The organism is Streptomyces sp. VRA16 Mangrove soil, from assembly GCF_017377775.1.
Classification (GTDB): Bacteria; Actinomycetota; Actinomycetes; order Streptomycetales; family Streptomycetaceae; genus Streptomyces.
Genome location: NZ_JAFVLN010000006.1, coordinates 293,844 through 311,764, shown reverse-complemented (window position 1 = coordinate 311,764; position 17,921 = coordinate 293,844). Strand labels below are relative to the sequence as shown.

14 protein-coding genes are annotated in these 17,921 nt (G+C 72.0%); 12 read left to right on the top strand and 2 right to left on the bottom strand.

Going from position 1 to position 17,921, the window contains the following annotated elements; translation table 11 throughout:
* The first annotated feature begins 106 nt into the window (after positions 1–106).
* A complete protein-coding gene (locus J3486_RS18975; protein WP_207821585.1) occupies positions 107–1,849 on the top strand; it encodes a phosphatidylglycerol lysyltransferase domain-containing protein in 1,743 nt (580 codons plus the stop codon).
* Positions 1,846–2,499, top strand: a complete 654-nt coding sequence (locus J3486_RS18970; protein ID WP_207821583.1) for a hypothetical protein — start codon at positions 1,846–1,848, stop codon at positions 2,497–2,499. Before J3486_RS18975 ends, J3486_RS18970 begins: the two co-directional genes overlap by 4 nt.
* Here the strand turns inward: J3486_RS18970 and J3486_RS18965 are convergent.
* Positions 2,432–3,190 (bottom strand): hypothetical protein, encoded by a 759-nt coding sequence (locus J3486_RS18965; RefSeq protein WP_207821582.1) that lies wholly within the window; start codon positions 3,188–3,190, stop codon positions 2,432–2,434. The genes J3486_RS18970 and J3486_RS18965 overlap by 68 nt on opposite strands.
* A gap of 67 nt (positions 3,191–3,257) precedes the next feature.
* Between J3486_RS18965 and J3486_RS18960 the strand changes: the two genes are divergently transcribed.
* From J3486_RS18960 to J3486_RS18925, 8 genes are all read left to right on the top strand, one after another.
* Positions 3,258–4,028, top strand: coding sequence for an adenosylcobinamide-GDP ribazoletransferase (locus J3486_RS18960; RefSeq protein ID WP_207821580.1), 771 nt, complete (start codon positions 3,258–3,260; stop codon positions 4,026–4,028).
* Between the two features lie 141 nt (positions 4,029–4,169).
* Entirely contained in the window at positions 4,170–5,690 is a 1,521-nt protein-coding gene (locus J3486_RS18955) for a leucyl aminopeptidase (protein ID WP_207821578.1), read from the top strand.
* Between the two features lie 283 nt (positions 5,691–5,973).
* Complete coding sequence (gene lpdA / locus J3486_RS18950) at positions 5,974–7,362, top strand: dihydrolipoyl dehydrogenase (RefSeq protein WP_207821576.1); 1,389 nt, start codon at positions 5,974–5,976, stop codon at positions 7,360–7,362.
* 106 nt (positions 7,363–7,468) lie between these two features.
* Positions 7,469–9,217: a 2-oxoglutarate dehydrogenase, E2 component, dihydrolipoamide succinyltransferase gene (gene sucB, locus J3486_RS18945; RefSeq protein ID WP_207821574.1), complete on the top strand. Its 1,749-nt coding sequence runs from the start codon at positions 7,469–7,471 to the stop codon at positions 9,215–9,217.
* Positions 9,218–9,433: 216 nt separating this feature from the next.
* Positions 9,434–10,057, top strand: coding sequence for a GntR family transcriptional regulator (locus tag J3486_RS18940; RefSeq protein WP_207821572.1), 624 nt, complete (start codon positions 9,434–9,436; stop codon positions 10,055–10,057).
* A gap of 284 nt (positions 10,058–10,341) precedes the next feature.
* On the top strand, positions 10,342–13,047 hold the full coding sequence (gene aceE / locus J3486_RS18935) for a pyruvate dehydrogenase (acetyl-transferring), homodimeric type (protein WP_207821570.1): 2,706 nt from the start codon (positions 10,342–10,344) through the stop codon (positions 13,045–13,047).
* A gap of 71 nt (positions 13,048–13,118) precedes the next feature.
* Positions 13,119–14,150 (top strand): YafY family protein, encoded by a 1,032-nt coding sequence (locus J3486_RS18930; protein WP_207821568.1) that lies wholly within the window; start codon positions 13,119–13,121, stop codon positions 14,148–14,150.
* A 119-nt stretch (positions 14,151–14,269) separates the two neighbouring features.
* Positions 14,270–14,788 carry a DUF4240 domain-containing protein gene (locus J3486_RS18925; protein WP_307804863.1) on the top strand — a complete coding sequence of 173 codons (519 nt, stop codon included), beginning with the start codon at positions 14,270–14,272 and terminating at the stop codon, positions 14,786–14,788.
* Between the two features lie 224 nt (positions 14,789–15,012).
* Here the strand turns inward: J3486_RS18925 and J3486_RS18920 are convergent, their stop codons facing one another.
* Positions 15,013–15,909 carry a TIGR01777 family oxidoreductase gene (locus tag J3486_RS18920; protein WP_374194746.1) on the bottom strand — a complete coding sequence of 299 codons (897 nt, stop codon included), beginning with the start codon at positions 15,907–15,909 and terminating at the stop codon, positions 15,013–15,015.
* Between the two features lie 35 nt (positions 15,910–15,944).
* Here J3486_RS18920 and J3486_RS18915 point away from each other — a divergent pair, with 35 nt between their 5' ends.
* Together J3486_RS18915 and J3486_RS18910 are read left to right on the top strand one after the other, a co-directional pair.
* Complete coding sequence (locus J3486_RS18915) at positions 15,945–16,439, top strand: GNAT family N-acetyltransferase (protein ID WP_207821565.1); 495 nt, start codon at positions 15,945–15,947, stop codon at positions 16,437–16,439.
* A 66-nt stretch (positions 16,440–16,505) separates the two neighbouring features.
* Complete coding sequence (locus tag J3486_RS18910; protein ID WP_207821563.1) at positions 16,506–17,864, top strand: hypothetical protein; 1,359 nt, start codon at positions 16,506–16,508, stop codon at positions 17,862–17,864.
* The last annotated feature ends 57 nt before the right edge of the window (positions 17,865–17,921 follow it).

The following is a 17,921-nucleotide window of genomic DNA, read 5'->3' as shown; positions in this document are numbered from 1 at the left end:
GCCGTGGCCGCGTCCGCTCACCGACCGGGCGGACGCGGCCACGGCTTTTCCGCAGCAGGCCGCGCCCTTCAACAGGACCCGAACAAATCACCCATAAGCTCCCGGCATGGGACCCGCACGGACAAGTACCGCCACCTCACGCCGCGCCGCAGCCTTCACCGTCTGGTACCTGCGCATCGTCACGTGCATCAATCTGCTGAGCGCCGTGTGGGTCTCCTTCGGCAACGATCTGCGCCGCCACAACTCCGAGAACTACTTCACCCCTTACCTGCTCGCCGCGGGCTTCTCGTCGGCGGTCGTCGCCTGGTTCCTGGCCATCACGATGCGCCGCCGCAAGCGCGCGGCCTGGATTCTCAACCTCGTCCTGAGCGGCCTGTTCTTCCTGCTGTTCGTCTTCGTGATGGTCTTCCCCGAGATCCGGCAGCACGCGCAGAACTGGATCTCGCTCGTCCTCACCGCCGCCTTCGTCGCGGCGCTGCTGCTGGGCCGCCGCGAGTTCTACGCGAGGGGCGACCGCTCCAACCCGCGGCTGGCGGCGGCCGTCGCGGTCGGCGGCCTGCTCGTGACGTCCCTGTTCGCGACGTTCCTGGTGACGGTCACCAACCAGGCGCACGACGCACACCGCTCCTCGTTCCTGGAGCGCTGGCGCTACGGCACGCTGCGGCTGATCTCGGTCGCCACCGACGACTCCCGCTTCCCGGGCATCTCCACCCCGAACTGGGTCAACGTCGTCATCAACATCCTCTCCACGGCCCTGCTGATCGCCGTCGTCTACGCCGCGTTCCGCTCCCGCCGCGCCGTCGACCCCCTCACCCCCGAGGACGACGCGAAGCTGCGGGCACTGCTCGACAAGGAGGGCGAGCGCGACTCGCTCGGCTACTTCGCGCTGCGCCGCGAGAAGAGCGTCGTGTGGTCCCCGACGGGCAAGGCCGCGGTGACGTACCGGGTCATCGGCGGGGTCTCGCTCGCCTCCGGCGACCCGATCGGCGATCCCGAGGCCTGGCCCGGCGCCATCGAGCCCTGGCTCGCCGAGGCGCGGGTGCACGGCTGGCTGCCCGCGGTGATGGGCGCGAGCGAGGAGGCGGGCACGATCTACGCCCGGCACGGCCTCGACGCCCTCGAACTCGGCGACGAAGCCGTCGTCGAGACAGGGGACTTCACGCTCGAAGGGCGGGCGATGCGCACCGTCCGCCAGGCCTACAACCGCGTCAGGCGCGCGGGCTACACGGTCCGCGTACGCCGCCACGAGGACATCCCGGCCGACGAGATGACGTACCTCCTCCAGCGCGCCGACGACTGGCGCGACGGCGCCACCGAACGCGGCTTCTCGATGGCGCTCGGCCGCCTCGGCGACCCGGCCGACGGACGGTGCATGATGCTCGAATGCACCGACTCCACCGGGGAGTTGAGGGCGCTGCTCTCGTTCGTGCCGTGGGGCCCGCACGGGCTGTCCCTCGATCTGATGCGCCGTGACCGGGACGCCGAGAACGGGCTGATGGAGTTCATGGTCATCGAACTCCTCCAGCGGGCCCCCGAGATCAAGGTCACTCAGGTCTCACTCAACTTCGCCATGTTCCGGTCCGTCTTCGAACGCGGTTCGCGACTCGGCGCGGGCCCGGTGCTGCGCCTGTGGCGCTCGCTGCTCAGCTTCTTCTCCCGGTGGTGGCAGATCGAATCGCTGTATCGGGCCAACGCCAAGTACCGGCCCATCTGGGAACCGCGCTTCCTGCTCTTCGAGAAGAGCGCCGACCTGCCGCGCATCGGCATCGCCTCGGCGCGCGCCGAGGGCTTCCTGGAGGTGCCGGGCCTGCCGAAGTGGCTGCGCCGCAGACGCCTGGAGCACCGATGAGGGAAGCGGCCCGCAGGGAGTGGGGGCCGCTGTACACCGCCGTACGGGACGGGCTCGCCGCCCGCCGGCTGCGCGCGATCCCGATGACGCTCGCCGCGGTGTGCCTCACGGCGGCCCTGCAGTACGTGCAGAACCAGTCCTGGGGTTACGGGTTCGTCCAGGACCTGGGCGCGGTACGGGCCGTCGACCCGATGTGGCTGGCCCTGCTGCGCACCCCGCTGTCGCTGTTCGTCCCGGCGCTCGACCTGCCGGTGTGGGGCGCGCTCGCGCAGATCCTGATCGTGTTCGGGATCGCGGAGATCTGCCTGGGCCGGTGGCGCACCCTGTGCGTCGCGTACGTGGCCACGCTCGGCGGCACCCTGTACGCGCGCCTCGCCATCGCCGCCGGCTGGCTGCCCGCCTCGGAGGCGTACGTCGTCGACACCGGCCCCTCCGCCGCGGTGGTCGGGCTCGCGGTGTACGTGTGCTGGCGCTACCGCGCCCGGTTCACCGGGGCCCTCGTCGTCGTCACGATGATCGCCGAGTGCGTCGTCAAGCCGAACCTCGCGGGCTGGGAGCACCTGGCCGCGATCGCCGCCGTGCTCATCGCGTGCGGGGCGCGCTCTGCGGTTCGCGGAATCCGCCGACCAGATCCTGGAAGCGCCGGCTGATCCGCAGCCAGCGCCGGTCGTGCCGGTAGGCCCGCAGCGTGGAGCGGGCCCGCGCCCGGTGCCGGTGACCGTAGCAGCGGCGGGCCCAGGACGAGCCGGGCCGGGCGAGCCGGACCGCGCCGAACCAGGCGACGAACGGCACCAGGACGCCGACGAGCGCCATCCGCGGTTTGCCCTTGAGCATCGTCAGGACGACGAGCAGGAAGTTCAGCACGAGCGTGACGATCAGGACGGTACGGTCCTGCTGCTCGTCCTGCGTCATGTCGTTGACGCCCAGCGGCGAGAACCCGCACACCACCAGACCGCCGAGCGCCGCCGCGAGCACCACCACCTCCACGCTCTGCCGGCCCTGGTCGGTCCAGTACACGTCGTCCAGGTGCAGCACCAGCGCGAACTCGTCGAGGACCAGCCCCACGCCGACGCCGAACAGGACGGCGAAGACGCACGCGCCGACGCCGCGGCGCTCGCTGCCCACCGCCCCGAACCCGCCGACGACCATCAGCACGATGCCGGGCACCACGTGGTGGATGTGCAGCCCGCCCGAGGTGACGTTGCGGAACGGGCCGCGGCCCGCCCGGATCAGCCGGGTCACCGTACGTGTGATCAGGAACGTGGCGATGAAGGACAGCAGCGCGAGCAGCACGGGCAGCTTGCCCGGCTCCGTGATGTTGCGGTACCACCAGTCGCCCATGGGGCCATCCTGCGGGCGGCGGGCGGGCACCGCCCGTCCGGTGGTCCGCCCCGGGTAACCTCCCCCGGTGCCCGCTACGAACTCCCGCGCCTCCCTCGCCGACGGCATACGTTTCGCCTTCGGCACCCTGACCGTCCTGCCCGTCACCGTCAGCCGCTGGGACCGGGACGCCGCCCGCGCCGGCATGCTCTGCGCGCCGCTCGCGGGCCTGGTCGTGGGCCTCGCCGCCGCGGCGCTCGGCGGAGCCCTGTCGTTCCTGGGCGCGGGCGCCCTGCTGTGCGCGGTCGCCTCGGTCGCCGTGCCCGCCGCGCTCACCCGGGGCCTGCACCTGGACGGGCTCGCGGACGTCGCGGACGGCCTGGGCAGCGGCAAGCCCGCCGAGGACGCGCTGCGGATCATGAAGCAGTCGGACATCGGCCCGTTCGGCGTCGTCACGCTGGTGCTCGCGCTCCTCGCCCAAGTGGCCGTCCTCGCCCAGCTCTACGCCGACTCGTGGACGCGCGGCGCCGTGGCGGCCGCGCTGTGCGGGATCACGTCCCGGCTCGCCCTGACCTTCGCGTCCCGGACTGGGGTGCCGGCGGCCCGCCCGGAGGGGCTCGGGGCCGCGGTCGCCGAGACCGTGCCGGTGCGCCGGGCCCTCGCGGCGGGCGTCCTGCTCGTCGCCGCGGCCGCCGCCCTCTCGGTACAGAGCGCGCTGGCCGTCGTACTGGCGTGCGGCGCGGGCGAGTTGATGCTGCGGCGGTGCGTGACGCGGTTCGGCGGGGTGACCGGCGATGTGTTCGGGGCGGTGGCCGAGGTGACCGGGACGGCGGCGCTCGTCGTGCTCGCGCTGGGCTGACCGCGCTCGCCCGGTGCCTCCTCGGGGCGTACCTCGACGGCGCGTTCCCGCTGACCCGGCGTAGGCTCGCTCAGGGGCCACACACCCCATGGGCCCCGGCAAAGAAGCCAGCCCCACCGATGAAAGAGGAACCTCACCACCGTGACTGCTCTGACTCTCAGCACCGCCGCGGCCACCGGCCTGCGGGCCGACGCGGTCGTCGTCGGCGTCGCCAAGGGCGCCCAGGGCCCGGTCGTCGCGCCGGGCGCCGAGGCCGTGGACAAGGCGTTCGACGGCAACCTCGCCTCCGTCCTGGAGACCCTCGGGGCCAGTGGCGCCGAGGGCGAGGTGACCAAGCTCCCCGCCCCCTCCGGGTTCAAGGCTCCGGTCGTGCTGGCGGTCGGTCTCGGCGGCGAGCCCGAGAAGGACGAGATCTTCGACGCCGACACGCTGCGCCGCGCCGCCGGTGCCGCCGCCCGTGCGCTCGCCGGTGCCAAGAAGGCCGCGTTCGCGCTGCCGATCGCGGACGCCGAGGACGCCGGTGCGATCGCCGAGGGCGTGCTGCTCGGCGCGTACTCCTTCGACGCCTACAAGGAGGTCGCTTCCTCGGGCAAGAACGCCAAGGGCCCGCTCGCCGAGGCCGCGCTCCTCGGCGGCAAGCCGCGCGACAAGGCCTACAAGGCCGAGATCGAGCGCGCCCTCGCCCTGGGCGAGGAGCTCAACCGCGCCCGCGACCTGATCAACACCCCGCCGAACGACCTGAACCCGGAGTCCTTCGCCGCCGTCGCCACGGCCGCGGCCAAGGAGCACGGCCTCAAGGTCCAGGTGCTCGACGTGAAGGCGCTGGAGAAGGGCGGCTACGGCGGCATCCTCGGCGTCGGCGCCGGTTCCGCCGCCGGCCCCCGCCTGGTGAAGATCGCCTACTCGGCCGGCCGCGGCAAGAAGCACCTCGCCTTCGTCGGCAAGGGCATCACGTACGACTCGGGCGGCATCTCCCTGAAGCCGGCCGGCCACAACGAGACGATGAAGTGCGACATGGCCGGCGCCGCCGCCGTGTTCGCCGCCGTCGTCACCGCGGCCCGCCTCAAGCTCGACGTCAACGTGACCGGCTGGCTGGCGCTCGCCGAGAACATGCCGTCCGGCTCGGCCACCCGCCCGGGTGACGTGCTGCGCATGTACTCCGGCAAGACCGTCGAGGTCCTCAACACGGACGCCGAGGGCCGGCTGGTGCTGGCCGACGCGATCGCCAAGGCCTCCGAGGAGAAGCCGGACGCGATCGTCGACGTCGCCACGCTGACCGGCGCCATGGTCCTCGCGCTGGGCAGCCGCACGTTCGGCATCATGGCCAACGACGACGCCTTCCGCGCCTCGATCCACGAGGTCGCCGAGGAGTCCGGCGAGCCGTCCTGGCCGATGCCGCTCCCGACGCACCTGCGCAAGGGCATGGACTCCCCCACCGCCGACATCGCCAACATGGGTGAGCGGATGGGCGGCGGCCTGGTCGCCGGTCTGTTCCTGCAGGAGTTCGTCGGCGAGGGCATCACCTGGGCCCACCTCGACATCGCGGGCCCGGCCTTCAACGAGGGCGCCCCGTTCGGGTACACGCCGAAGGGCGGCACGGGTTCGGCCGTCCGTACGCTGGTCCGCCTCGCGGAGCGCACCGCCGCGGGCGACCTCGGCTGAGGCCGTAGCCACCAGGAGCCGCTGATGACAGCCCCGGGGCACTGCTCCGGGGCTGTTCGCTTTCGACGAAATCCGCAGGTTCTGTCGCGGATGTCACTCCTGATTCCGGTGTAACAGCCGTCTCACCCCCCGGCCCGACGTCCCGCATGCCTTCGACAAGTGCGAGGATGGGGGGCGGCAGGACAGGGCCCCACCCGAGGGCCGAATCATCGAGCGGCCGAACACCAGCCGCCGCCCGGTCAGTGCAGACCGGCGTACGGCGCACATGCATGGAGGACGTGACGTGGCGAACGACGCCAGCACCGTTTTCGACCTAGTGATCCTCGGCGGTGGCAGTGGCGGTTACGCCGCGGCCCTGCGCGGAGCGCAGCTGGGCCTGGACGTCGCCCTGATCGAGAAGAACAAGGTCGGCGGCACCTGCCTGCACGTCGGTTGCATCCCCACCAAGGCGTTGCTGCACGCCGGTGAGATCGCCGACCAGGCCCGCGAGTCCGAGCAGTTCGGCGTGAAGGCCACCTTCGAGGGCATCGACATGCCCGCCGTCCAGAAGTACAAGGACGAGGTCATCTCCGGCCTGTACAAGGGCCTGCAGGGGCTGATCGCCTCCCGCAAGGTGACCTACATCGAGGGTGAGGGCACGCTCTCCTCCCCGACCTCCGTGGACGTCAACGGCCAGCGCATCCAGGGCCGCCACGTCCTCCTCGCGACCGGCTCCGTGCCGAAGTCGCTGCCGGGCCTGGAGATCGACGGCAACCGCGTCATCTCCTCGGACCACGCGCTGAAGCTGGACCGCGTCCCGCAGTCCGCGATCATCCTGGGCGGCGGCGTCATCGGCGTCGAGTTCGCCTCGGCGTGGAAGTCCTTCGGCACCGACGTCACCATCGTCGAGGGCCTCAAGCACCTCGCCCCGCTCGAGGACGAGAACAGCTCCAAGCTTCTTGAGCGCGCGTTCCGCAAGCGCGGCATCAAGTTCAACCTCGGCACGTTCTTCGAGAAGGCCGAGTACACGCAGGACGGCGTCCGCGTGACCCTCGCCGACGGCAAGACCTTCGAGGCCGAGCTCCTCCTGGTCGCCATCGGCCGCGGCCCGGTCTCCCAGGGCCTGGGCTACGAGGAGCAGGGCGTCGCGATGGACCGCGGCTACGTCCTGGTCGACGAGTACATGCAGACCAACGTGCCGACCATCTCGGCCGTCGGTGACCTCGTCCCGACGCTCCAGCTCGCGCACGTCGGCTTCGCCGAGGGCATCCTGGTCGCGGAGCGTCTGGCCGGTCTGAACCCGGTTCCGATCGACTACGACGGTGTGCCGCGTGTGACCTACTGCCACCCGGAGGTCGCCTCCGTCGGTATCACCGAGGCCAAGGCCAAGGAGATCTACGGTGCGGACAAGGTCGTCGCTCTGAAGTACAACCTGGCGGGCAACGGCAAGTCCAAGATCCTGAAGACCGCGGGCGAGATCAAGCTCGTGCAGGTCAAGGACGGTGCCGTGGTCGGCGTCCACATGGTCGGCGACCGCATGGGCGAGCAGGTCGGCGAAGCCCAGCTGATCTACAACTGGGAAGCGCTGCCGGCCGAGGTCGCCCAGCTCATCCACGCCCACCCGACGCAGAACGAGGCGCTCGGCGAGGCCCACCTGGCGCTGGCGGGCAAGCCGCTGCACTCGCACGACTGAGCCACGCCTGGCCGCGCCACTGTCGCAACTGGGCGCGACGACCGACCACACAGACTTCCGCACTGCGTTGCCGCGCACTGCACATCGTTAAGGAGCAACAGAAACCATGGCGGTTTCCGTATCCCTTCCGGCGCTCGGCGAGAGCGTCACCGAGGGCACTGTCACCCGATGGCTGAAGGCCGAGGGCGAGCGCGTCGAGGTCGACGAGCCGCTGCTCGAGGTCTCCACCGACAAGGTCGACACCGAGATCCCCTCCCCGGCCGCCGGCATCCTGGCCTCCATCAAGGTCGCCGAGGACGAGACGGTCGAGGTCGGCGCCGAGCTGGCCGTCATCGACGACGGCACGGGCGCCCCCGCCCCGGCCGCGGCTCCGGCCGCCACCGAGGCTCCGGCCGCCCCGGCCGCCCCGGCTCAGGAGGCTCCGGCCCCCGCCGCCGAGCCCGCTCCCGCCGCGCCCGCCGCCCCGGCCGGTGGCGCCTCCGGCACCGACGTCACGCTGCCCGCGCTGGGCGAGTCGGTCACCGAGGGCACCGTCACCCGCTGGCTGAAGGAGGTCGGCGAGGAGGTCGCGGAGGACGAGCCGCTGCTCGAGGTCTCCACCGACAAGGTCGACACCGAGATCCCCTCCCCCGTCGCCGGCGTTCTCCTGGAGATCGTCGTCGCCGAGGACGAGACCGCCGAGGTCGGCGCCAAGCTCGCCGTCATCGGTGCCCCGGGTGCCGCCCCTGCCGCCGCCGCTCCGGCTGCCCCGGCCGCCCCGGCCGCTGCCCCGGCCCCGGCTGCTCCGGCCGCCCCCGCCCCGGCTGCTCCGGCCGCCCCGGCTCCGGCTCCGGCCGCCCCGGCTCCGGCTGCTCCGGCTCCGGCCCCCGCGCCGGCCGCTCCGGCCGCCCCCGCGGCCCCGGCCAAGCCCGCCCCGGTCACCCCGGTGGACGACGGCGCCTACGTCACCCCGCTGGTGCGCAAGCTCGCCACCGAGCAGGGCGTGGACCTGTCCACCGTCAAGGGCTCCGGTGTCGGCGGCCGTATCCGCAAGCAGGACGTCATCGCCGCCGCCGAGGCCGCCAAGGCCCCGGCTCCGGCCGCTGCCGCCCCGGCCGCCGCGCCGAAGGCTCCGTCGCTGGAGGCCTCGCCGCTGCGCGGCCAGACGGTCAAGCTGCCGCGCATCCGCAAGGCGATCGCCGACAACATGACCAAGGCGCTGCACGAGCAGGCGCAGCTGTCCTCGGTCATCGAGGTCGACATCACCAAGCTGATGAAGCTGCGCAACAAGGCCAAGGACGGCTTCGCCGCCCGCGAGGGCGTCAAGCTCTCCCCGATGCCGTTCTTCGTCAAGGCCGCCGTCCAGGCGCTGAAGGCCCACCCGGTCATCAACGCCCGCCTGAACTACGACGAGGGCACCATCACCTACTTCGACTCCGAGAACGTCGGCATCGCCGTCGACTCGGAGAAGGGCCTGATGACCCCGGTCATCAAGGGTGCCGGTGACCTGAACATCGCGGGCATCGCCAAGAAGACCGCCGAGCTGGCCAACAAGGTCCGCACGAACAAGATCGCCCCGGACGACCTGTCGGGCGCCACCTTCACGATCTCCAACACGGGTTCGCGCGGTGCGCTCTTCGACACGGTCATCGTCCCGCCGAACCAGGTCGCGATCCTGGGCATCGGTGCCACGGTCAAGCGCCCGGTCGTCGTCTCCGACCCGGAGCTCGGTGACACGATCGCCGTCCGTGACATGACGTACGTGACGCTCTCCTACGACCACCGTCTGGTGGACGGCGCGGACGCCGCCCGCTACCTGACCACGGTCAAGCAGCTCCTGGAGGCCGGCGAGTTCTCCGCCGAGCTGGGTCTGTAACCAGGCGCGTCGGGTATCAGCGGCGGAGCCCCCGTCCGGAGTTCTTCTCCGGACGGGGGCTCCTTCGCGTTCCGGGCACCGCCGCGCCGGGCACGTACGACTCTGTAACCGGCATCACCCGTGGCAACAGCTGCCGTGCCCCTTCTGTCCTGGGGCTCGGCCGTATTGTCTAAGGGTCCCGCCGACCCACCGGGTCCGCACAGCCAAGGAGCCCACATGACCGCGCCCGTCATCCACTCGCTGCGCGAACAGATCCGCGAGCACATCGTGGAGGGGATCGTCAGCGGCCGCTGGAAGCCGGGCGAGCGGATCGTGGAGCGCCGGATCGCCACCGAGCTGGAGGTCTCCCAGACGCCCGTACGGGAGGCGCTGCGCGAGCTGGAGTCGCTGCGGCTGATCGAGTCCGCGCCGAACAAGGGCGTGCGCGTACGGAACCTCTCCGCGGCGGATCTGGAGGAGTCCTACCCGGTGCGAGCGGGCCTGGAGGCCATCGCCGCCGAGCTGGCCGCCGACCGGCTCGCCGAGGACTGCTCGGCCCTGGAGCCGCACGTCGCGGCGCTGTACGTGGCCGACCGGGAGGCCGACGGGACCGCCCAGGTGCGGCACACCGTGGGTTTTCACCGGGAGATGGTGCGGGCCGCGGGCAACTCCGTGCTGCTGCACACCTGGGAGGGGCTCGGCATCGAGGTCTTCACCGCGCTGTCCATCCGGTGGCTGGGGACCGTTCAGCAGTCCTATGCGGAGGAGCACGCCGATCTGGTCGCGGCCTTCCAGCGGCGGGATCCGGACATCGCCGCGCTGGTGAAGGCGCATGTTCTCGGGTGCGCCCCGCGGGCGTGATCCCGGTCTCACCCACCCGTGACCGTAGGTCGCGAAGTGCGGACCGAGCGTGGTCGCCCGCGCCGTTCCCCGCGTCCCTGAAGGGGCACTCCGTGCCCCTGTCAGTGGCACCTTGTGCCTACTTTCTCGATCTGAAGAGGTTTTGCCCTTCAACCCTTTGATCGATCATCGATCAGGGAGTTACAGTCGCCGACGGGTCCCCACCGGGACCTCGCCCTGTCCTGCCAAAGACAAAGGGCACCCCCAACCCCACCCCCTTCGACTCAGGAAGGCGTGCGGCGACTATGACCGACCCCATGCGCATCCAGCCGAGCGAGCTCGACCAGCTCCCGGACCGCGACCCGGAGGAGACCGCCGAATGGCAGGCCTCCCTGGACGCCGTTACCCAGGCGGCCGGGCCGCACCGTGCCGCGCAGCTGATGCGGCGCACGCTGGAGCGCGGCGAGGCCGGCGGCCTGCCGCTGCCCAAGCTCCTGTCGACCGACTACCTCAACACCATCCCCACCTCCGCGGAGCCGGACTTCCCCGGTGACGAGGAGATGGAAGCGAAGATCACCGCGTACAACCGGTGGAACGCCGCGGCGATGGTGACCCGTGGCTCGAAGCACGGCGTCGGCGGCCACATCGCCACCTTCGCCTCGGCCGCGTGGCTCTACGAGACCGGCTTCAACCACTTCTTCCGCGGGAAGGAGGGCGACGGCTCCGGCGACCAGCTGTACATCCAGGGCCACGCCTCCCCGGGCATCTACGCCCGTGCCTTCCTCGACGGCCGCCTCAGCGAGCAGCAGCTCGACAACTTCCGCCGCGAGGCGGGGGGCAACGGTCTGCCGTCGTACCCGCACCCGCGCCGCCTGCCGTGGCTGTGGGAGTTCCCGACCGTGTCCATGGGCCTCGGCCCGCTGTCGGCGATCTACCAGGCGCGGTTCAACCGCTACCTGACCGCCCGCAACATCAAGGACACGTCCAACTCCCACGTCTGGGCCTTCCTCGGCGACGGCGAGATGGACGAGCCCGAGTCGACCTCGGCGCTCACGCTCGCCGCCCGCGAGGGTCTCGACAACCTGACCTTCGTCATCAACTGCAACCTGCAGCGCCTGGACGGCCCGGTCCGTCCGAACTTCCGCGTGGTGCAGGAGCTGGAGGCGCAGTTCCGCGGCTCCGGCTGGAACGTCATCAAGTCGATGTGGGGCAACGCCTGGGACGAGCTGTTCCAGCTCGACACCACCGGCGCGCTCCTGGAGCGGCTCCGCGAGGTCCCGGACGCCCAGTTCCAGACGTACCAGACGCGCGACGTCGCCTACATCCGCGAGAACTTCTTCGGCACCAGCCCGGCGCTGATCGAGCTCGCCAAGGTCCTGTCCGACGACAAGATCTCCGAGTGCTTCCACGTCTCGCGCGGCGGCCACGAGCCCCGCAAGGTGTACGCGGCGTACAAGGCGGCCGTCGAGCACAAGGGCGCGCCGACGGTCATCCTGACCCAGACCGTCAAGGGCTTCACGCTCGGCAAGGGCTTCGAGTCCAAGAACGCCAACCACCAGATGAAGAAGCTGACGATCGACGAGTTCAAGGACATGCGTGACCTCCTTGACCTGCCGATCCCGGACAGCCGCTTCGAGGACGGTGTCGTTCCGTACGCGCGTCCCGCCGAGGGCTCCCCCGAGCTGCGCTACCTCGCCGAGCGCCGTGCCGCCCTGGGCGGTCCCGCGCCGGCCCGCCGCACGCAGCCGCTCGCGCCGCTGCCCGCCCCCGCCGACAAGGCGTTCGCCTCGTTCGACAAGGGCTCCGGCTCCCAGTCCGTCGCCTCGACGATGGCGCTCGTACGGCTCCTGAAGGACCTCGTACGGGACAAGACGTCCGGCAAGCGCTGGGTGCCGATCATCCCCGACGAGGCGCGCACCTTCGGTATGGAGTCGCTGTTCCCGTCGCTCGGTCTGTACTCGCCCAAGGGCCAGACGTACGACCCGGTCGACCGCGACCAGCTCATGTACTACAAGGAGTCGCAGTCCGGCCAGATCCTCAACGAGGGGATCAACGAGGCCGGCGCGCTCGCCGACTTCATCGCCGCCGCCACGTCGTACTCGACGCACGGCGAGCAGATGATCCCGCTGTACATCTTCTACTCGATGTTCGGCTGGCAGCGCACGGGCGACCAGTTCTGGCAGCTTGCCGACCAGATGGGCCGCGGCTTCGTCATCGGCGCCACCGCCGGCCGCACGACGCTGACCGGTGAGGGTCTGCAGCACGCGGACGGCCACTCGCCGATGATCGCGGCGACCAACCCGGCGGCCCTGACGTACGACCCGGCCTTCGCCTACGAGATCGCCACGATCATGAAGGAGGGCCTGCGCCGTATGTACGGCGAGGCCAAGCCGGGCGAGGACCAGGACGTCTTCTACTACCTGACCGTCTACAACGAGCCGATGCCGCAGCCGGCGAAGCCGTCGGTGGCCGGTCTGGACGAGGCCATCATCAAGGGCCTCTACCGCTTCAACACGGCGGAGACCGCGGGTCTGAACGTGGCGGCCGCGAACGCCCCGCGCATCAACCTGATCGGTTCCGGTACGGCCATCCACTGGACCCTCAAGGCGCAGCAGCTGCTCGCCGAGGAGTGGGGCGTCGCCGCGGACGTCTGGTCGGCCACCTCGTGGACCGAGCTGCGCCGTGACGCCCTGGAGGCCGACGAGGCGCTGCTCAAGGGCGAGGAGCGGACCCCGTACGTGCGTCAGGCGCTCGCCGGCGCGCAGGGCCCGGTGCTTGCCGTCTCCGACTACATGCGCCAGGTCCCGGACCAGATCGCGCAGTGGGTCGAGCAGGACTACACCTCGCTCGGTGCGGACGGCTTCGGTCTGTCCGACACCCGTGAGGATGCCCGCCGCCACTTCGGCGTCGACGCCGAGTCGATCGTCGTCGCGGCCCTCGCCCAGCTCGCCCGCCGCGGCGAGGTCAAGGCGACGGCCGTGAAGGAGGCGCGCGAGCGCTACGGCCTGTAGGCAGCCTGCCGACCATGCCCCCGCCGGTGACGGCGGGGGCGTTGTCGTACCCGGGTTGCATGATGGACGGCATGCGCGCTGCCCGACTGATCAAGATGGTGCTGTTGCTCCAGTCCCGGCCGTCCATGACCGCGGCCGAGCTGGCGCGCGAGCTGGAGGTCTCCGAGCGGACCATCACGCGGGACGCGCAGGCGCTGAGCGAGGCGGGCGTGCCGGTGTACGCGGACCGCGGCCGGGCGGGCGGCTACCGCCTCATCGGCGGGTACCGCACGCGGCTCACGGGCCTCGCGCGCACGGAGGCGGAGGCGCTGTTCCTGTCCGGGGTGCCGGGCGCGCTGCGCGAGATGGGCCTGGACGACGTGGCGTCGGCGGCCCGCCTGAAGGTGTCGGCGGCGCTGCTGCCGTCGCTGCGGGACGCGTCGCAGACGGCGGCGCAGCGGTTCCATCTGGACGCGCCCGGCTGGTTCCAGGAGCCGCAGACCCCGGAGCTGCTGCCGCCGGTCGCCGAGGCGGTGTGGGACGACCGGGTGCTGCGGGTCGGGTACCGGCGCGGGGACACGGTCGTGGAGCGGGAGCTGGAGCCGTACGGGCTCGTGCTCAAGGCGGGGGTCTGGTACCTGGCGGCGCGGGTGCGCGACGGGGGTGACAGGGGTGGCAGGGGTGACGGGGGTGACAGGGGTGACGCGGCAGGCGGGGGTTTCCGGGTGTACCGCATCGACCGGTTCACGAAGGTGGCGGCGGGCGAGCGGCCCGAGGACCGCTTCGTGCGGGACGAGAGCTTCGAGCTGCCCGCCTTCTGGGACGAGCGGGCCGAGCAGTTCGCGCGGGCGCTGTTGCGGGCCGAGGTCGTGGTGCGGCTGACGGCGGCGGGCGTACGACAGCTGCCGTATGTCGTCGAGCCGGTGTCCGCGCGGGAGGCCCTGGCGACGGTGGGGCCGCCGGACGCCGCGGGGCGGGTGGTGGTGACCGTGCCGGTCGAGTCGGAGGACGTCGCGTTCACGCAGCTCATGGCGCTCGGGCCGGAGGCGGAGGTGGTGGCTCCGGACGGGCTGCGGCAGCGGTTCGCGCGGGCGGCGCGGCGGATGAGCGGATGGTACGCGTGAGCTCGGGGCGGAGGGCGCGTGCCGTGCGCCGGGTGCCCTGGGCATGTGCATGCGTAACGAAGTGACGTTCCTCGTCCGCTCGGCGTGCGCCCCCAGGATCCAGGACCGATGCTTGTCCCGTGATGGACGAGACCGAGTTCTGGGAGATCGTGGACAGCACCCGCGAGGCCGCCGGGGGCGACCCCGAGGACCATGCCGAGCTGCTCGTCGAGAGACTGCTGCAGTCCGATCCCGATGCCGTGCTCGACTTCGCCCGTCACTTCGAGGCCCGCTACAACCGGGCGTACCGGTGGGATCTGTGGGGCGCCGCGTGGGTGCTGCTCGGCGGGGCCAGTGACGACTCCTTCGACTTCTTCCGGTGCTGGCTGATCGGGCAGGGCCGCGAGGTGTTCGAGGGGGCGCTGCACGATCCGGACTCACTGGCGGAGCTGCTCGACGGGTTCGACGACGAGGTGGACGGGGACGGGGAGGAGCTCGGGTACGCCGCGGACGAGGCCTACGAGGAGCTGACCGGCACGGTCATGTCGGACCTGGGCCTGCCGCCGGCCCCGCCGGAGCCCGAGGGGGCGCCGGTGGACTTCGAGGACGGCGGGGTCATGACGCGGCTGTATCCGCGGTTGACGGAGCGGTTCGGTTGACGTCCTCACCGCCCCGAGGGGCGGTGATTCCGGTCCGCACCGCTTCGGGTTCCTGCTTCATCGGCCGCTGCCCTCCCTTCCGGGAGTGGTCTTGCAGGGATTCCACGGGCTTGACGCCCCGCCCGTCCGGAGGGCCTTCACCTCCACCCCGAAGGGTGGGGCACTGGCCAGGCGTTCGGTAGCGGCGCCCCGCACGGCGAGCTCCGCTCGCCCGGGGCGCCGCCTCACGCAGCCCCGATGGCCTGCTCAAGTCCGGGGAACGTGAACTCGAAGCCCGACTCCAGCAGGCGCGTCGGGACTGCGCGGGTCGAGCCCAGGACGTCGCCCGCCATTTCACCGAGGACCACCCGGAGCACCGGCGCGGGGGCCGGGAACAGGGCCGGGCGGCGCAGGACGTGGGCCATCGCGGCCGTCACCTCGCGGTTGGTCGCCGGGTGCGGCGCCGTCAGATTCACCGGCCCGGAGACCGACTCCGTGTCCAGGAGGTGCCGCAGCGCGGCGACATGGTCGTGCAGCGCGATGTACGACCAGTACTGGCTCCCGTCGCCGAGGCGTCCGCCGAGTCCGGCCCGGAACAGCGGGAAGAGCTTGCCCCAGGCTCCGCCGTCCCGGGAGACGACCAGGCCGGTGCGGGCCAGGACGGTACGGATGCCGGCCTGGTGCGCGGGCGCGGTGGCCGCCTCCCACTCGACGCAGACCGAGGGCAGGAACCCGTCCCCGGCCGGCGCGCTCTCGTCGACGGCCCGCGCCCCGGTGTCGCCGTAGTAGCCGACGGCGCTGCCGTTGAGGAAGACGCGGGGCGGGGTGGGCAGCGCGGCCGCCGCCTCGGCGAGGACCGTGGTGCCCAGGACCCGGCTGTCGCGGATCTCCTGCTTGTACGCCGCCGTCCAGCGGTGGTCGCCGACCCCGGCCCCGGCGAGGTTGACGATCGCGTCGACGCCGGTGAGCCGGTCCGCGTCGACGTGACCGCCCTTGGGGTCCCAGCGGACCTCTTCGGCCGACCGGGGGTCCCGCCGCACCAGGCGCAGCACTTCGTGTCCGTCGTCGGCGAGGGAACGGACGAGAGCCGAGCCGATGAGTCCTGAGGCGCCCGCCACCGCGATACGTGTCATGCACCCCATCTTGCCGCGGGCCCGCCGGTCGTACAGTGACCCGCATGTCGCTGCCACAGCCCCGGATACGTTTCGCGGAACCGGAGGACGCCGAGATCCTCGGCAGCCTCGACCGCGCCACCTGGTCCCCTCTGCACGCCGTGAAGCCACAGGACCGCGAGCCCTACGCACCGTTCTTCACGGAGCGGTTCGGGCCGCGCGACCACATCGTCGCCGAGCTCGACGGCGGCCTCGTGGGCTTCGTACGCCTGGGGTACCCCACCCCGCTCGTCGCGAACGCGCACGTCCGGCAGATCCTGGGACTCGCCGTCGCCGACACGGCACGCGGCCGGGGCGTGGGCCGGGCGCTGGTGCGGGCGGCGGTCGGCCAGGCCAGGCGGCAGGGCGCCCGGCGGATCACCCTGCGGGTGCTCGGGCACAACACACCGGCCCGCAGACTGTACGAGGCCGAGGGCTTCGTCGTCGAGGGCGTGCTGCCGCAGGAGTTCCTGCTGGACGGCGAGTACGTGGACGACGTCCTCATGGGACAGGCCCTCTGAGGCTCGGAGCCGGTAACCGGGGTGCCGGTGATGCCCGGTGAGTCGGAAGATGTGAACGTAGAGGCCATGAAGCACCTGGGACCCCCGCGCCGCCCGGCGCACCGGCGCGCCACCGCCACCGCCTCCGTACTGCTGCTGCCGCTCGCGCTGTCGGTGCTGACCGCCTGCTCGGACGACGACGACACGGCCACGCCGCCGGTGGCCTCGCCCGCGGCGACGGCGAGCGGGGCGCGCTGCGACACGGATCCGATCGTGCCGGCCACGGACGGGGCCGCGGCCGCGCGGCCCGCGGCGACCGGGGCGTACACGCTGGACAGCGGCGCGAGCACGGCGCCGCGCAAGAAGGCGTTCAAGGCGACGGTGACCGACGAGTCGGCGGCTCTGGTGTCCGGCTCGGGGAAGCTGTCCACCCACGACTCCAAGGTGACGAAGAGCGGCGACACGTCGTCCCTTGAGGAGTCGGACGGCCGGGGCCTCAACGCGGCTCTGCTGGCCCGTGACGGCGGCGAACTCGACGTGTCCGGCGGCACGTTCACCACCGACGGCAAGGGTGCGACGGGCGTCGCCGCGGTGGGCGAGGACGCGCGGGCCGTGCTGAGCGCGGGCGAAATCACGGCGCAGGGCGTGTCCGCGCACGGGGTACTGGCGTCGTACGGCGGCGCACTCGATCTGACCTACGTCGAGATCGACACGGCGGGCGCCCAGTCCGCCCCGATCGCGACCGGGCCCGGCGGCGCGCAGGTGACGGTGTCCGGCGGCACGATGACCTCGGCGGGCTGCGGTTCGCCGGGGGTGCAGACGTCCGGCGACGTGTCGCTCTCCGGCACGCTCTTCGACCTCGCGAACTCGGAGGCGTTCACGGTGGAGGCCGGGGGCTCGCTGTCCCTGAAGAACGTACGGGCGTCGGCCGCGGCCGGCGGTGTGGTGCTGCGCGGCGACGGCGCGACGTCGTACTCCATGGACGCCGGGGCGCTGCAGGCCACGGACGGCGATGTGTTCAACGTCCGGCGGACCACGGCGAAGGTGGAGCTGACGGGCGGCGCGGAGGTCAGGACCAAGGACGGGAAGCTGCTGCGCGTCAAGGACGGGGGCGACGTGACGTTCACGGCGGACGGCGAGAAGCTGCAGGGTGACGTCACCGTGGCGGACGGTTCGAAGGCGGCCCTGGACCTGAAGGGCTCGACCAAGCTCGACGGGGCGGTGACCGGGGCGTCCTTGAAGCTCGCGGGCAGCGCGCGCTGGACGGTGTCCGGGGACTCGTCGCTCAAGGGCCTGTCGTTCGACGACGACACGGACGTGGCGAGGGAGATCGCCCGGGTGATCGACGGCAACGGCCACTCGGTGACGTACGACGCGGCGGCCAGCCCGGACCTGGGCGGGAAGTCGTACAAGCTGGACGGCGGCGGAACGCTGAAGCCCGCGTGAGCCCCGGGGCGTGTGGCGAAAGTCCCTCCCCCCGCCACCGCTGGGAGGTGCCCCGGC

What these genes read in the sequence shown, in the direction of transcription:
- J3486_RS18975 (WP_207821585.1), top strand. Translation starts at nt 107, where the DNA reads ATGGGACCCGCACGGACAAGTACCGCCACCTCACGCCGCGCCGCAGCC.
- J3486_RS18970 (WP_207821583.1), top strand. Translation starts at nt 1,846, where the DNA reads ATGAGGGAAGCGGCCCGCAGGGAGTGGGGGCCGCTGTACACCGCCGTA.
- J3486_RS18965 (WP_207821582.1), bottom strand. Translation starts at nt 3,190, where the DNA reads ATGGGCGACTGGTGGTACCGCAACATCACGGAGCCGGGCAAGCTGCCC.
- sucB (WP_207821574.1), top strand. Translation starts at nt 7,469, where the DNA reads ATGGCGGTTTCCGTATCCCTTCCGGCGCTCGGCGAGAGCGTCACCGAG.
- J3486_RS18940 (WP_207821572.1), top strand. Translation starts at nt 9,434, where the DNA reads ATGACCGCGCCCGTCATCCACTCGCTGCGCGAACAGATCCGCGAGCAC.
- aceE (WP_207821570.1), top strand. Translation starts at nt 10,342, where the DNA reads ATGACCGACCCCATGCGCATCCAGCCGAGCGAGCTCGACCAGCTCCCG.
- J3486_RS18930 (WP_207821568.1), top strand. Translation starts at nt 13,119, where the DNA reads ATGCGCGCTGCCCGACTGATCAAGATGGTGCTGTTGCTCCAGTCCCGG.
- J3486_RS18920 (WP_374194746.1), bottom strand. Translation starts at nt 15,909, where the DNA reads ATGGGGTGCATGACACGTATCGCGGTGGCGGGCGCCTCAGGACTCATC.
- J3486_RS18915 (WP_207821565.1), top strand. Translation starts at nt 15,945, where the DNA reads ATGTCGCTGCCACAGCCCCGGATACGTTTCGCGGAACCGGAGGACGCC.
- J3486_RS18910 (WP_207821563.1), top strand. Translation starts at nt 16,506, where the DNA reads ATGAAGCACCTGGGACCCCCGCGCCGCCCGGCGCACCGGCGCGCCACC.